General features: G+C 40.4%; 12 protein-coding genes. 8 read left to right on the top strand and 4 right to left on the bottom strand.

Translation table 11 applies throughout. The features are described from left to right. Window positions 1–3 precede the first annotated feature (3 nt). The 4 genes from H5158_RS09660 (at window position 4) to H5158_RS09645 (ending at window position 5,286) form a co-directional block, all read left to right on the top strand. Window positions 4–2,691, top strand: coding sequence for a methyl-accepting chemotaxis protein (locus H5158_RS09660; RefSeq protein WP_182718550.1), 2,688 nt, complete (start codon window positions 4–6; stop codon window positions 2,689–2,691). A gap of 121 nt (window positions 2,692–2,812) precedes the next feature. Beyond that, on the top strand, window positions 2,813–3,634 hold the full coding sequence (locus H5158_RS09655) for a protein-glutamate O-methyltransferase CheR (protein ID WP_182718551.1): 822 nt from the start codon (window positions 2,813–2,815) through the stop codon (window positions 3,632–3,634). Then, window positions 3,627–4,244: a chemoreceptor glutamine deamidase CheD gene (gene cheD / locus H5158_RS09650; protein WP_182718552.1), complete on the top strand. Its 618-nt coding sequence runs from the start codon at window positions 3,627–3,629 to the stop codon at window positions 4,242–4,244. The genes H5158_RS09655 and cheD overlap by 8 nt, the downstream gene beginning before the upstream one ends. A gap of 10 nt (window positions 4,245–4,254) precedes the next feature. Continuing rightward, the gene (locus H5158_RS09645; protein WP_182739922.1) at window positions 4,255–5,286 is read left to right on the top strand and encodes a chemotaxis response regulator protein-glutamate methylesterase; all 1,032 of its coding nucleotides are present in this window, start codon (window positions 4,255–4,257) and stop codon (window positions 5,284–5,286) included. Window positions 5,287–5,350: 64 nt separating this feature from the next. Here the strand turns inward: H5158_RS09645 and H5158_RS09640 are convergent, their stop codons facing one another. Then, window positions 5,351–6,382, bottom strand: coding sequence for a polysaccharide deacetylase family protein (locus H5158_RS09640; RefSeq protein ID WP_182739921.1), 1,032 nt, complete (start codon window positions 6,380–6,382; stop codon window positions 5,351–5,353). Between H5158_RS09640 and dinF the strand changes: the two genes are divergently transcribed. The 3 genes from dinF to H5158_RS09625 all read left to right on the top strand — a co-directional run bounded on the left by dinF (window position 6,359) and on the right by H5158_RS09625 (window position 9,972). Continuing rightward, window positions 6,359–7,693, top strand: a complete 1,335-nt coding sequence (gene dinF, locus H5158_RS09635; RefSeq protein WP_182739920.1) for an MATE family efflux transporter DinF — start codon at window positions 6,359–6,361, stop codon at window positions 7,691–7,693. The genes H5158_RS09640 and dinF overlap by 24 nt on opposite strands. Window positions 7,694–7,809: 116 nt before the next feature. Continuing rightward, a complete protein-coding gene (locus H5158_RS09630) occupies window positions 7,810–8,424 on the top strand; it encodes a trimeric intracellular cation channel family protein (protein ID WP_145237840.1) in 615 nt (204 codons plus the stop codon). A gap of 33 nt (window positions 8,425–8,457) precedes the next feature. Continuing rightward, window positions 8,458–9,972, top strand: coding sequence for a YifB family Mg chelatase-like AAA ATPase (locus H5158_RS09625; RefSeq protein WP_145237843.1), 1,515 nt, complete (start codon window positions 8,458–8,460; stop codon window positions 9,970–9,972). A 13-nt stretch (window positions 9,973–9,985) separates the two neighbouring features. Here the strand turns inward: H5158_RS09625 and H5158_RS09620 are convergent, their stop codons facing one another. Together H5158_RS09620 and H5158_RS09615 are read right to left on the bottom strand one after the other, a co-directional pair. Continuing rightward, window positions 9,986–10,693 carry a response regulator transcription factor gene (locus H5158_RS09620; protein WP_149980436.1) on the bottom strand — a complete coding sequence of 236 codons (708 nt, stop codon included), beginning with the start codon at window positions 10,691–10,693 and terminating at the stop codon, window positions 9,986–9,988. A gap of 154 nt (window positions 10,694–10,847) precedes the next feature. Next, a complete protein-coding gene (locus H5158_RS09615) occupies window positions 10,848–13,343 on the bottom strand; it encodes a S9 family peptidase (RefSeq protein ID WP_182739919.1) in 2,496 nt (831 codons plus the stop codon). A 156-nt stretch (window positions 13,344–13,499) separates the two neighbouring features. On the opposite strand from H5158_RS09615, the gene H5158_RS09610 reads away from it, so the two are divergent. Continuing rightward, window positions 13,500–14,576: a CNNM domain-containing protein gene (locus tag H5158_RS09610; protein ID WP_182718562.1), complete on the top strand. Its 1,077-nt coding sequence runs from the start codon at window positions 13,500–13,502 to the stop codon at window positions 14,574–14,576. Here H5158_RS09610 and H5158_RS09605 read toward each other — a convergent pair. Further along, window positions 14,573–15,793 (bottom strand): EAL domain-containing protein, encoded by a 1,221-nt coding sequence (locus tag H5158_RS09605; protein ID WP_182739918.1) that lies wholly within the window; start codon window positions 15,791–15,793, stop codon window positions 14,573–14,575. The two genes, H5158_RS09610 and H5158_RS09605, sit on opposite strands and share 4 nt — an antisense overlap. Between the last annotated feature and the right edge of the window lie 51 nt (window positions 15,794–15,844).

Raw genomic sequence — 15,844 nt, 5'->3', positions numbered from 1 at the left:
GGCATGGGGTGGTTTAGTAATTCTAAAAAATCAAATAATGATTTAATCGTTACGGCATTAAATAAGTCACTTGCGGTGATTGAGTTTGAGCCTAGCGGCATAATTATTACGGCGAATAATAACTTTTTAGATGTAATGGGTTACCCCTTAGAAGAAATTCAGGGCCAGCATCATTCAATATTTGTATCTAAAAAAGAAGCTCAGAGCAGTGAATATAAAAGCTTTTGGCAAAGCTTGAAAGGCGGAGAGTTTATTGCTGATGAGTTTAAGCGGATCAGTAAAAGTGGCAAAGAAGTGTGGATCCAAGCAACTTATAACCCCGTTAAGGATGAGCATGGAAATGTTATAAAAGTTGTGAAATTTGCCAGTGATATTTCGGCGCAAAAGATGGTCGCTGTTGAAGCTGCGGAGCAAATTGCTGCTATTAGTAAATCTCAAGCGGTGATTGAGTTTGATTTAGATGGCAGCGTGTTGACCGCGAATGACAACTTTTTGCAGACATTTGGTTATCAGTTAGAGGAAATAGTCGGACGGCATCATCGTATATTTATTGAGCCTGAGGTTGCTAAAAGTGAGCAATACCAACTGTTTTGGCAAAAATTAGGCCGTGGTGAATTTGACTCCGGTGAGTATTTACGTATTGCTAAAGATGGCAGTGAAGTATGGATCCAAGCATCTTATAATCCAATATTTGATCTCAGTGGCAAACCTTATAAGGTGGTTAAATATGCGACAGACATCACAGCTCAAAAAGAATTAGAAAAAGAATCAAAAAGGGATGCTGATCTATCGAGCGCATTAACGATCTGCCAGGCGAGTGTGATGATGGCAGACAATGATTTACAGATAGTGTTTGCTAATAATCAACTAAAACAAATGCTCCAAGCCAGACAAGGTGAGCTGCAGAGTGTACTAGGTGATTTTTCCGTCAATAGTATAGTGGGCTCAAGTATTACGGCATTTTTTGAAAATACAGCACAGCAGGCTCAGTTGTATACAAACTTGACCGACTCTATTGAATCAAAACTAGAAATTGCATCGTTAATTTTTAATATTATTGCGACCCCTTGGTTTAATAAAGAAGGTAAACGATTAGGAACTATAATTGAGTGGCAAGATTTAACCGAAAGTATTAAAAAAGCGACTGCTGAAAAACGTGCTGCTGAAGAAAATCTTAGGGTGCGTCAAGCCCTGGATCGAGTTGCAACAAATACCATGATTGCAAATACTAAAAACGATATTATTTATATGAATGAAGCAGTGCAAAATATGATGCGCAACGCTGAGCAAGATTTACGTCGCGATTTACCTAATTTTGATAGTAGCCAGTTATTAGGGCAAAACATTGATGTATTTCATAAAAATCCAGCGCATCAACGCAATCTGTTAAGCAAGCTAACCGATACTTACAGTGCAGAGATACTGGTTGGCGGGCGCACTTTTGGTTTAGTTGCTAACCCTATTTTTAACTCAGAAAATGAACGAATCGGCACTGTGGTGGAGTGGGAAGATCGAACAGCCGAAGTCGCAATAGAAAAAGAAATTGCTGACTTAGTCAGCTCTGCACGCAAAGGTAATCTAGACGCTCGTGTTACAGAGCAAGGTAAGGGCGGTTTCTTTTTACGTTTAGCTAAAGGTCTAAATGGTTTAATTGGTATTGTTGATGATGCTGTCACCGGTACTGCTAATATGCTTGATGCGATGGCCAATGGTGATTTATCAAAACGGATAGAGCAAGAGTATCAGGGGTCGTTTGAAAAACTCAAGCGTGATGCCAATACCACGGCTGATAAATTAACGGAAGTCATTAATCGTATTAATACCTCGGCAACCTTAGTGGCAAGTGGGGCAGAGGAAATATCTCAAGGCAACGCTGATCTAAGCCAGCGTACAGAAGAGCAGGCCTCATCGCTTGAAGAAACAGCATCTAGCATGGAGGAAATGACCAGTACAGTACGTCAAAATGCTGATAATGCAAAAGTGGTTAATGAATTAGCAGAAGAAACGCGCGACAAAGCGCAGCAAGGGGGCGAAGTTGTTAATCGCGCGGTGATCAGCATGTCGGCAATTAATGAGTCGAGTAAAAAAATTGCCGATATTATTAGCGTGATTGACGAGATTGCCTTTCAAACTAATTTATTAGCTCTTAATGCCGCTGTTGAAGCTGCTAGAGCTGGTGAACAAGGGCGTGGCTTTGCTGTCGTTGCCGGCGAAGTGCGTAATCTAGCGCAGCGTTCCGCGGGGGCTGCAAAAGAAATTAAAGAGTTGATCAGAGATAGCGTTGGTAAAGTTGAAGATGGCACTTTATTAGTTAATGAATCAGGAGCCACTTTAAAAGAAATTGTTATTGCAGTACAAAAAGTAACTGAAATGATATCTGATATTGCAGCAGCATCCGAAGAGCAAAGTTCAGGTATTGAGCAAGTCAACAAAGCTATTTCGCAAATGGATGAAATGACCCAGCAAAATGCGGCCTTAGTTGAGCAAGCATCCGCGGCCAGCGAGTCAATGTCAGAGCAAGCGAATGATATGACCCGGTTACTGAACTTTTTTACTATAAGTCAGCAAGACGCTGTAATTAATACTGCATCAGTAACTCCTACTACCGCGCCACCACGTAGTAATAATATCCGTAGTAAAGCGCGAGGTAATAACTTTGCTAATTCAGCTGATGAATGGGAGGAATTTTAACGTTTTTTGCAATCGGATTACTAGTTAAGCCTCTGTACTTTGAAAAATCCAGAGTCTTAACTTTTAGCAATTTTGTTAATATTCAATCGCAGCTCAGTCACGCCTATTGCGAGTAATTGTAATGAAAGAGTTTTTACTAACCGACCATGATTTCAAGCAAATAGCTGCAATAGTTTATGACGCGTGTGGCATTGTATTAGGTGATCATAAACGAGAAATGGTCTATTCACGTCTTGCTCGTCGGCTCAGAACATTGCAGCTGACAAATTTTAAACAGTATTTAGCTTATTTAGAGGCACATAAAGAGCAAGAATTTAGTGATTTTATCAATGCAATAACAACTAATCTGACTTCTTTTTTTCGTGAATCACATCATTTTGATTATTTGCAATCCCATGTAATACCAAAGTTATTAGTGACAAATAAAAGTACTCGGCGAGTTCGGATATGGTCTGCAGGTTGTTCAACTGGGGAAGAACCCTATTCTTTAGCTATGACCTTACATGGGTTATTTCCAGCCGATTGGGATGTGAAAATTTTAGCCACTGATTTGGATTCAAACGTATTAGCTAAAGCACAATCAGGTACCTACACTGCGGCTAATGTGAATGGACTTGAACAACATCAATTACAGCGCTGGTTTCTAAAAACTAAAGATGGTGAGTTATTCAAAGTTAAACCTGAATTACAGCAAAAAATTCATTTTAAGCGGTTGAATTTATTACAAGACTGGCCAATGAAAGGGCCTTTTGATGTGATCTTTTGTCGTAATGTGGTGATTTATTTTGATAAAGAAACAAAAGATCAGCTATTCCACCGTTATTGTCATATTTTAGCTGATCATGGATACCTATTATTAGGTCATTCTGAAACCATGGGAAAGGAGCATAGTGAGTTTAAAAACTTAGGTAAAACTATGTATCAGAAGGTGATTTATGGATAGTCATTTTAAGCCAGTATTACATGGCTTTGAGCATATTAAGCGGTTTTGGGACTCAGGTCAGCGGCAAGTTATTGCTAAAGTATTGCCCGGTGAATTTTACGTGTCAAAAAACGATGAGATGATTTCCACTGTGCTAGGTTCATGTATTGCAGCTTGCATTTATGATGACAAGCTTGGTGTGGGTGGCATGAATCACTTTATGTTACCGATTGAAAAAGGCGCAGAGCCAACTAGTGCGCATAACTTAAATTGTCGTTATGGTAACTGGGCGATGGAGTTTTTAATTAATGAAGTACTTAAAAATGGCGCCTCTAGGCAAAATCTAAAAATAAAACTGTTTGGCGGCGGTAAAATTATTCGCTCGATGACAGATATTGGCCTTGGTAATATTCGCTTTGCTTACTCTTATGTGCAAGAAGAAGGGCTAGAATTAGTGTCTCATGATGTGGGGGGGCCTTGGCCGCGTAAGGTCAATTTTAACCCTCAAACAGGCAAAGCACAGGTTAAAAAATTGCGCGACATGCACACTGATGTGATTGAAAAACGCGAAGTCCGTTATTTACACGATATTGAAGAACAAGATTCTAAAACCGATATTGAGTTATTTTAAGGGGTAAAAAATGGTCAAGGTGTTAGTGATTGATGACTCGCCATTGATTCGACGAGTATTGACGGAGGTACTACACCAGGCTGATGATATTCAGGTCGTAGGGTGTGCAGAAGACCCTTATCAAGCACGAGAAATGATTAAACAGCTTAATCCCGATGTGCTGACTTTAGATATTGAAATGCCGAAAATGGATGGTATTAGTTTTTTGAAAAACCTAATGCGTCTACGGCCTATGCCTGTGGTAATGATATCAACGCTCACCCAAAAAGGTTCACCGATGACTTTGGAGGCGCTGGAATTAGGGGCAGTTGATTTTATAGCTAAGCCGACAGTCAATGTATCTGAGCAATTAAGCCAGTATGCTAAATTAGTGCAACAAAAGGTCCGTACGGCAGCGGCTGCACGAGTACGGCCTTTTAAATTAAGCCAAGTACAACCTATCGAAACGTTAAGTAATGCACAGTTTAGTATCAATAAGGTTTTGGCGATTGGAGCTTCAACAGGAGGAACAGAGGCGATTAAAGAGGTGCTAATAAGAATGCCAGAAAACTGCCCTCCGATCGTTATCACGCAGCATATTCCACCTGTGTTTAGTAGTTCATTTGCTTTGCGCATGGATAGGACATGTACTATCAATGTCAAAGAGGCGCAGCAAGGCGATAAGTTAAAAGCTGGCTGGGCGTTTATCGCCCCGGGTGGTCAACACTTAAGCGTTATACAGCAAGGAGGCAGCTTATATTGTCAGCTTGATGAGAGCGAGCCGGTTAACCGTCATCGTCCTGCGGTTGATGTATTGTTTAACTCGCTGGTTAAAGTGTGCCCTAAAAATACCATCGCAGCTTTATTAACGGGTATGGGGAGCGATGGTGCGCAAGGTTTACTGGCGCTAAAACAGCATGGTGCTTATACCGTAGCGCAAGATGAACTATCGTCAGTGGTATGGGGCATGCCTAAAGCCGCTGTAGAGATCGGAGCAGCTTTAGCGGTGGTCTCGCTTGATAAAGTGACGCAGCATCTACTAAACCAAGCAATGAAAAAGTAGTCACCTTATAAACTTGAGCTGATTATCCCGGGCTCAGGTTGATAATTATCAAGGGATTATATTTTTACTGCACAATTACCCACGGTTGTGAAAACCAATAATAGCTATTCTTATGAGCAATTGATGGCGCTGTGCAGTTAAATCGTGATCGCCCTTGAGCTAAATTTTTCGGTGAATTTATGGTCACAGTATCAGCTGCTGACCAGTCTAGTTTTGCCTGACCGATGCCCGATACATAACAAGCTAGCTGACTTTTATGAAAGTCTCCCATATTAAATTTAATGCTGATCTGAGGTGGATTTTGGCTGGTCACGCTATCAATATAAGTAAGCTCTTGGATTGAAAATGCGCGAGAGTTTAGTTTGGTCACTAGCGTATCAAGCTTGCTATAAAACCCAGAAGCCGGAAAGCGTGGTAAACGGCTAAAATCAGAATCTTTGTTGATGGCACCAGAGTGTTGGCCAATACCAATAAAGCCCAACTCTTTCACTAAACTTTGTAATTGGTTATTAAACTCGCCATATGGATATGCTAAGTATTTATAGTCATGGCCAATTTCTTCTTTGATCCGTTGTTGTGATGACAAAATATCTTGCTTAATACGCGCCTGCCATTGTTGGGGTGTTTCATCGGCTAATTTACGATGTAGGTAATCATGTTGTGCGCTGTGATTGCTGATCAGAGCACCTTTTTTGGCAAGTTCTCTGAGTTTATTCCAGCCCATTACATAGCCTTTACCTTCATCAATCAATTTTGGATTAACGAAAATCGTATAGGGGTAAGCAAACTTTTCTAATATCGGCGCTGCTTGTTCATAATTATTGTTGTAACCATCATCAAAGGTAATAGCGACGGTTTTATCTGGTAAACTTTGGCCTTGTTGTAAAGCAGATAGTAATTCATTCAGTGGCACTACGTTAAAGTCATGCTGTTTTAGATAGTTTAAATGCTCAGTGAAGGTTTCTGCACTGACACTGGTGACTGCTGGCAGGGTCTCACTGACATGGTGATACTGTAAAATAACTGCGCTGTGAGCAGGTAAAGATAGACAAAAGAGGATCGATAGCAGACTGTGAAAAAATTTCTTAATCGTCATAAAGCACACCATAAAAGCTTGCTGTTGTTAGCTGGTCCAATGATATTATCAAATATAACCGTGCCACTGTTAGGAATAGTTGATACTGCAGTAATAGGGCATCTTGGTAGTGCTCATTTTCTTGCCGGAATTGCCTTGGGCGCCACGGTAATTTCATTGCTATTTTGGTTGGCGGGCTTTTTACGCATGAGTACCACAGGGCTGGTTGCGCAAGCTTATGGCAAGAAAGATTATCCTCAATTAGCCGGATTATTAAAGCGCAGTTTAGTATTAGCGCTTATCGTGGCATTTTCTTTAATTGCTTTATCGCCACTTATTAAAAATGCCATAGCTTACCTTTCTGGTTCCAGTGCGCAGGTGCTCGCACAAGCTTATAGTTATTTTGAAATTCGTATTTTTAGTGCACCTGCGGCATTATGTAACTTGGTATTATTAGCTTGGATGTTAGGGATTCATTACGGTAAAGGGCCTTTTTATTTATTACTAGTTACTAATATCACCAACATTGTTTTAGATATTTATTTTGTTGTGTACTTAGATTGGCAAGTCGCCGGAGCTGCTTGGGCATCGTTGATTGCCGATTATACCGCGCTATTATTTGCATTATTCTTGGTTTTTAGGTTAGCGAAAAAAATGACTGTGCCGCTATTTTTAGGTGGGTGGTTTAGCCGAGATAAAATGTGGGCGTTATTAAGTATTAACCGTGATATTTTTATTCGCTCCTTAATTTTACAACTGTGTTTTAGCTTTATGACCTTCTATGGTGCACGCATTGGCGAGGTAACGCTTGCGGTAAATGCTGTATTACTGAACTTTTTAATGCTAGTGAGCTTTGCTCTTGATGGTATTGCCTATGCAAGTGAAGCAAAAGTTGGCCAAGCAAAAGGTCAACATAGCGTACGACGTATAAACTTATGGGTAAAAATAAGCGTATTTTGGGGAATGCTATTTGCTTTTTGTTATAGCGTGTTTTTTGCATTGTTTGGTTCGCAAATTATTACCTTATTAACAGATATTCCTGAAGTGATCAAAGCCGCCTATGAATACTTACCATGGTTGATTTTTATGCCATTAGCGGCAATGAGTTGCTTTTTGTTTGATGGTATTTTTGTTGGCCTAACCAGAGCTCAAGATATGCGAAATACTATGCTAATTTCAGCATTAGTTGGATTCTTTGGCGTGTTTTGGGTGTTTAATGCTTGGCAAAATCATGCGCTTTGGTTAGCAATGACCTGCTTTATGCTACTGCGTGGCGTTACATTGGTCGTACGTTATAAGCAGTTGCAAACAGCGCAGCAGTTACTGAATTAATAGAAATAGCAATAAATCTAAAGTTCACTTATAACTTTGGATTTATTGTGCTAAAACGGCGTCGTTAAGCACTGTTTATTTTAACTTCGATTCGCATCTTGGGATGGCTTAGATATATGACTGAACTTTATCATTGGTTTGATTTAATTGGCATCGCCGTATTTGCCATGTCAGGCACTTTAATTGCCTATGATAAAAAAATGGATGGCTTTGGAGTCGTGGTACTGGCGACGGTCACCGCGATAGGTGGTGGCACAATTCGAGATTTGATTTTAGATGTTCCGGTATTTTGGTTACACGACCAAAGTTATTTTATCGCGATATTTGCGTCTGTCTTTGTTACCACGCGATTGATCAATAAGCAAAAATCAATTCCTTTATATCATTTACAAGTTGCAGATGCGTTTGGTTTAGCGTTCTTTGCTGTAATGGGGGCGCAAAAAGCATTGCTCGCGGGGATGCCAGCTACAACCGCAATTATTATGGGAGTGATCACCGGTTGCTTTGGCGGAGTAACGCGAGATGTGTTGGCAGGCAATATTCCTATGCTATTAAAAGGTGAGCTATATGCAATTACTTGTATTGCTGGTGGTATTGTTTATACCCAAGCAATTGTATTGAACATTGAGACAGAGATAGCGATGGTGTTAGCGATGTTAACCACCTTGCTGTTACGCCTTGCAGCAATGAAATGGCAACTAACACTACATATTTTTAAATATCCTGACTAGACTGTAAAGAACAGAACGTTACAGGGACAAAGGATGTCATTAGCTCGAATTTATTCTCGTGCCCAAGTGGGTATTCAAGCACCTGAAGTGATCGTTGAGGTGCATCTAGGTAATGGTTTACCAGCATTTCATATTGTAGGTTTGCCCGAAGCCTCAGTAAAAGAAGCCAAAGATCGTGTACGCAGCGCATTAGAAAACTCTAAATTTGGTTTTCCAGACCAACGCATTACAGTCAATTTAGCACCTGCTGATTTACCCAAAGAGGGGGGGCGTTTTGATTTAGCGATTGCGGTTGGTATTCTCATCGCTTCAGAGCAAATTGTTTGCACTGATATTGAACGCTATGAATTTTATGGTGAGCTGGCACTGAATGGCGAAGTGCGTGGCGTGAATGCAATACTCCCATCAGTTTTAGCAGCTAAAGCACAAGGGCGTTGTTGTTTTTTACCTTTAGTAAATGACAGTTTAGCGAGTTTAGTAAATGGCGTTGAGCGCAAAGCGGTCTCTTCTATCCAAGAAGTATGGAGTGATTTACTCAATCAGCAGCCTTTACCTCTTAATATTAGCTACCCAGAACAGCAACATAGCGGTGTTGAATTCTTAATTGATTTAAGTGATGTAAAAGGCCAGCCGGGCGCGAAAAGGGTGTTAGAAATCGCTGCGGCGGGTGGCCATAATTTACTTTTTTTGGGGCCACCTGGTACGGGGAAGTCAATGCTCGCGCAACGTATGCCGACTATTATGCCGGGCATGTCTGATGATGAGGCACTTTCCACCGCAGCGTTGTATTCAATTATTGGCCAAAGTGTCGATCTAACTAACTGGCGCAAGCGACCATTTCGTAATCCTCATCACACATGCTCCGCTGTGGCGCTAGTCGGAGGCTCTTCAAACCCAAAACCAGGGGAGATTTCACTGGCACATAATGGCGTATTATTTCTTGACGAACTACCTGAGTTTGAACGTAAGGTGCTTGACTCATTACGCGAGCCAATGGAGACAGGCACTGTAACGATTTCAAGAGCGGCAAGGCAAATGGAGTTTCCTGCACAGTTTCAATTAATTGCGGCTCTTAATCCAAGTCCTACGGGTTGTCATAATGATAAGCGCGCAACTCCGGATCAAGTTATGCGTTATTTATCGCGAGTGTCAGGACCATTTATTGACCGTATTGATTTACAAATAGAGCTACCACGTTTAAATAGCGCGCAATTGCAAAGCACTCAAGAAGAACAAAGTAGTGCGACTGTGCGCACGCGGGTCGAGTCGGCATATAATCTGCAATTGCGTCGCCAAGGTAAAGTCAATGCGCGACTTAATAATAAAGAAATGAGTGTGCATTGCGCGCTTGCAGCGCCGGAGTTACAGTTTTTAGCTAAAGCCAGTGAAAAGCTATCATTATCGCCACGCTCTTATCATCGAGTGATCAAAGTAGCGCGAACAATTAGTGATCTAAAAGGGCAAGATAATATTAGTTTAGATGAACTAAAAGAGGCACTCAATTATCGTGCATTTGAACGTTTGTTATCACAATTAACCCAGTATTAGTGGTTAGATTGCATTAAATTGACAGCATGTAGCCTTTACCGCGTACCGTAACGATGCGTTTTTGGTCTTTTTCATCGCTCAGTTTTTTACGTAAGCGACCAATTAAAACATCAACAGTTCTGTCATTTGGACTCCAATCTGGCTGGCCAATTTCTTCTGATATTTTTTCACGAGACGTGGCTTTTCCTGCGTTTGAGATCAAACAAATTAACACTTTATGTTCCGCTTCAGTGAGCCTAGATTCAATGCCATTAGCAGTGATTAAAGTGCGGTTGTCTGGATGCAGTTTGAAGTCAGCATATTCAATAAATTCTTCGCTTTCATCGCTACTGTTATTATTGCTTTTTAAGCGCTTATAAAGTGCTCTTATACGCAGTTCAAGCTCTAATAAATCAACAGGTTTACAAATATAGTCATCAGCGCCTTGAGCAAGTCCGGCAATACGATCGGCTTGAGAATCTCGGCTTGAAAGCATGATCACACCAATGTCTGTGAGGGTGTTGAGTTCTTTTGCTAAATGTAAGCCATCACGTTTAGGTAATACTATGTCAATAATTGCTAATGATATGGCATCATAATTATTAGCGCGAGATTGCACTATAGCTAAGGCATCAGCGCCAGTTGCATCATTCTCAATGCAAAATTCAGTCTCTGCAAAATGATTGATTATGCGTTTAACTAATAGTTCGTCATCTTCAACCAATAAAACATGAATAGTCATAGTATCTTAATTACCTTTAATGATGCCTCTATGTTATCACTCATTCGTAAAAGGTGAGAAGGGCGATTTTTAGTATTTATGCACTATTTAGGTGATTATTTAATTATTATCAACAGGTAAACATACTAGGTTTACCTGTTGAACAGAATAAAAGCTACTTTTCAGGGTATAAGTACTGCCACCACTGTGGTTGCTCTTTTAAATGCTTATCGAAGTAGGCAAGCATAGTATTCCACCAATCAAAGCGTTGATCGCGAGCAAAAATTTGATGGTCCGCCCCTTTATATTCAATAAGATCAACATCTTTGCCAAGTAGTTTCAGCGCAGTGTACATAGTGTGACTTTCGCCTACTGGTACATTGGTATCAGCATCACCATGTAATAGCAGTAGCGGTGTAGTTACTTTGTCTGCGTGGAAAACCGGACTGTGTTGGCTGTATAGTTCACTATTATTCCAAGGGTAGCTGTTTTTAGAAGCTTCGCCAGAATATAAATAGCCCCACCAACCATGACCCCAATACGAGGTAATATTAGAAATACCTGCGTGCGCGATTGAGGCACTAAACATATTTGTTTTAGTGGTTAGTAACATAGTCATAAAGCCACCGTATGATGCGCCTAAATTACCTAAACGATTTTTATCAATAAATGGATACTGTTTTAATAGCGCTTGGGTACCTTGCATAATATCGTCAGCAGTATATTGACCCCACGCATTCACATGCTTAGCGGAGAACTGTTGGCCAAACCCAGTTGCGCCTGTCGGTTGCACTACATAGACTACATAGCCATGCTCGGCCCATAAATTGAAAGGATAACGGCCAGTAAACCCGCGAGTAACCGGAGATGTACCGCCGTAGTAATATACTAATGCAGGGTAGTGTTTGTTCTTATCAAGATTGCTTGGAAAGTAAACACGACCTTTAATTTCAACACCTGCGGTATTGGTAAAGTTAAATTCATCTAAGCTGGCTATATCGGTATTCGCATACGCTTGTGGTTTAGAATCCCACAATGTGGTTGCGGTGTTTTTATTAATACTTAACTGTTTTAATTGCTGTGGAGATGATGCATTAGAGCCGCTAACTAAAATAGCTGGGCTGCGGTTGTTTGAAAAACTGAATTGTTCAACTACATCAAAACCTGTTTTGAGTTTGCTAAAGCGTTGTTTGCTTTTATCGTACAGGTACAAAGCAATCGTATCTTGCTCAGTGACTTTAACGAGGGCATCGCCATTAGCGAGCACTTCAAGTTGACCAATGGCAGGATCAAATTCACGACTTAATGGTGCTGCATTTTTACCATGATCAGTTAATAGGTAAAGCTGTCCATCATAGTTGTTGGCAAGCATATTCTCAGGTAGGTTTCTGCCTAAACCATCTTTAAAATCAGGACCCGCAGTGACATAAATGTCATCACCTGTGTATTTAGCTTGATTAAACGTAGTAAACTGACCAATAACTGTGTTGCTCGCATTGGCAATATTCAGTTCCACTAACTCTGTGGTGGGGTGAGTCGACGCTTGCATTACTTGCACACCACGACTCAGTAATACCGTACCACGTTTGCTATTAAAATCTTCAATACTGTGACTAAGTGGTCCTTGGCTCAATGCTTTACTCAGGCCTGTACTTATATCTAATAAGTAAGCTTGTGAGGTTGTGCGGGCATATGACCAGCGATCTTGTAAACCTTGGTAGTGTTTAGTTAGGCTGTTATCAGCTGCTGGTGATTTGGACCAGCTGAAGATTAAGCTGTTGTTATCGTAATAAGCAAAGTCACCCGCGCCCTCTAGGTTGTTGGCAATCACTTTAAGATTAAGGGTTTTGCGGTTTAATTGCTTTAATTTTCCATCTAATAGATAGACTAAATAATTGTTATCAGGGCTCCAAATAATGTTACTCGGTTGACCCGACTCAAAACGGTAAACTATTTGATTATCATCATTTTTTAGCTCAGTGATCACATTTGCTTGATTACCCGTGCTATCTTGATAATGGCGTTTTGCCACTAAATAGTGTTTGGCATCAGGTGCTAAAGATAGTGAACTGACCGTTGTGGCATCAAACAGTTGCTTGGCAGATAAACCATGTTGCTCTTTATTGCTAAAAGTTAATCGATCAATTGCTGCTTTAGGCTCGAAATCAACGTCAACATCGTGCCAATTAGCAACTTGTTCAGCAATAATCACTATTTGGTGATCGCCTTGCGGTAATGCCAGTTCATAGCTTTCTTTTGTGGCTGTTTGTTTTTCACCATTGATAAACAACTGCGCTTTTTCGATACCTTTAAGTGTCAATGTGCCTTGGCTAAAGCGCTCAGCATGAGTGGTAAACTTTAATGCTTGTAGACCGCCGAGGGTTAATGCATTTACTTTATCTAAGGTTTGCCATTTTAATTTTTCGCCAAATACCGTAATGCTTGTTGTTGGTTGTTGAATGCTAGGTAATAGGGCGTTAATAATCGCATCTTGATGCTCAGTTTGGTATGGCTTTAGCTGCATGTCGGCTGCAATTGGGCCAATAAACTTAATATCTGCTTTATCTAATGGTGCAGCCACTAGAGCGCTACTTAACGTGCTTAAAGTTAACACCGCGAGTGTGGTTGTTAGGCGAGGTGTTTTTCCGCGCCATAGTGAACTAAAATTCATTATTGAGCCTGATGTAGGGAATTTAATTTAATATAGCATGTGGTTGTGATGTCAAAAAGTGCTCTGCGATGGATTCCATTGCTCAGCAGTATAAGGTTTGAGGTTAGGGCTGACACTTGGTAAGGTGTTGAGCAATTGAGTAGCGTAGAGGTAACAGTGACATTATTAATCGTTTACATGGTAGCGGCGATTACGATTTCTTTTTTATGTTCGATTATGGAAGCCGTATTATTGAGTATAACGCCTAGCTATGTTGCAGTATTACGTAAAAAAAAGCCTAAACTAGCCAAGCGTTTCGAGCACTTGAAAACCAATGTTGATCAGCCTTTAGCTGCTATTTTAACCTTAAATACGGTTGCCCATACTGCTGGAGCTGCCGGTGTAGGGGCACAAGCTGCCGTAGTTTTTTCTGATGCGGCGGTGGGAATTGCTTCGGCGATAATGACTTTGTTAGTATTAGTGTTGTCGGAAATCATTCCAAAAACTCTGGGCGCAAAGCATTGGCGAACGCTTGCTCCTATGGTGACCAAAGCATTACAGTATTTAGTTATCGCACTCAAACCTTTTGTGTGGCTTGCTGAAAAACTCACCGGTATGTTGGGTCGTAATTACAACGAAGAGTACTATATTCGCCAAGAAATTGAAGCCATGGCTGATATGGGATCGCAATCAGGTGCCTTACATCAGGAAGAGTCTGAAATCATCCGTAGTTTATTGCATTTTCGTCACGCCAAATTAGATGCGTTAATTACCCCGCGTACCGTTTTGTTTAAAGTACATAAAGATTTAACCGTAAATCAATATTTGGCTGAGCATGGTTCAGCGTCGTTTTCTCGGGTGTTGGTATATGATAAAAATGGTGATGATATTATCGGTTTTGTACATAAAAACGATATTATGCTGGCGTATCATAGGTTGGGTGAAAACTATAAAATCAGTAAGTTGATAAAACCTATTTATACTGTGCCAGAGACTTTATACGTACCTACTTTATTGCATACTTTGCTAGCTGAGCGTACTCATATTTGTTTAGTGATAGATGAATATGGTGATGTGCAGGGGATTGTGACACTCGAAGATATGATCGAAGCGTTAATGGGCTTTGAAATAGTCGATGAGCATGATCAATCAGCTAATATGCAGGCAGTTGCTAAGCAACGCTGGCGTCAGCGCTTGGAAAGTAGCAATAAATTGTTAAGTGCTGAGAATACCATGGCGAAACGAAAAAATTAACGTCGGCTATGACTATTTAATGAAACCATATGTAGCCATGATTGCGCCCAACGAATAAATTCAATTTTGCCTTTTGGGCGACTGATCAAAAAGCCCTGCATTAAGATGTGCTCTTTAAAACGATCTAAGTATTCAAGCTCTTCAACGCGCTCAATGCCTTCAGCGACAATTGTTAAGTCATCTTGAATGGCTATATTTACTAAGCTACTAACAATGACTTGAGAAAATAAATCACTTTCAATATTACTGATCAAGGTACGATCTATTTTCACCTCAGTAAAAGGCAATGTTTTTAATTGCTGTACATTGGTAAAGCCGGTGCCAAAATCATCAAGAGAAATGCCAAAACCGCGCATTCGTAAACGGTTTAGAGTTTCTAGCTGTGCAGAACTGGATAAAGCATGCTGTTCTGTGATCTCTAAAATAATCTCACTTGGGGTCAGTTGATTAAGATGTAAAATTAAAGCCAGCTTATCCGGGCAGCTTAAATCTTCTAGCTGGCAGGGGGACAAATTAAAAGCCAGTTTAAGTTTGTAGCCTAAACGAGTTTTTATTTCTGAGAAATCGCCTGTTGCCTTTTCAAACAACTGAAACGTGATCAGATTAATTAAATCTAAATCTTCAGCAACACAAATAAACCGTTCAGGTAAAAATATAGCACCTTGTGCTGCGGTCACAATTCTGGCTAATACTTCTACGCTTTCAACTTTATTATTAGTACGGTTTATTTTTGGTTGATAAAACGGCGTTATCTCATTATGGCTTATCGCATGCAGTAATTGCGTTTCAGAAATTGGTTCTGTGGGCTTTTCAGTATGACAAGCTAAATACTCTAGTTTTTGTAGCAGTGTATAAACTTGGTTGAGTTGTACTGGTTTGGCGATATTACCAATTAAATGTACGTTGTTTTTACGCGCTAAATCAGCCGCTAAATCAATGATTTTTGAATTCATTTCAGAAATAATGACAATTGCCCCAGGGTAATGTAACTCGCCAAGGTGACGAATAAGCTCCATGCCATCCATGTTCGGCATATTCAGATCAGTAAATACGGCATCAAAAGCATATGGATGCGCTTTTACTTTATTGAGGGCATCTTGCGCATCTAAACAGGTTGTTACATTGGGCACATCAAGCTCATTTAAGATAGCCTGCATCACTACTAAAATAGCTTTTGAATCATCAACGACCAAAATGCTGCGTGCTAGCTTTGTCATTTTCTTCCCTGAAATAAAATTTACTCGTTAACTAAAAGTAGTCGAGAATAG

This window comes from Pseudoalteromonas sp. SR45-6, assembly GCF_014163545.1.
Taxonomy (GTDB): domain Bacteria; phylum Pseudomonadota; class Gammaproteobacteria; order Enterobacterales; family Alteromonadaceae; genus Pseudoalteromonas; species Pseudoalteromonas rhizosphaerae.
The sequence above is the reverse complement of the archived record's forward strand: the minus strand, read 5'-3'. Positions and strand labels throughout refer to the sequence as shown.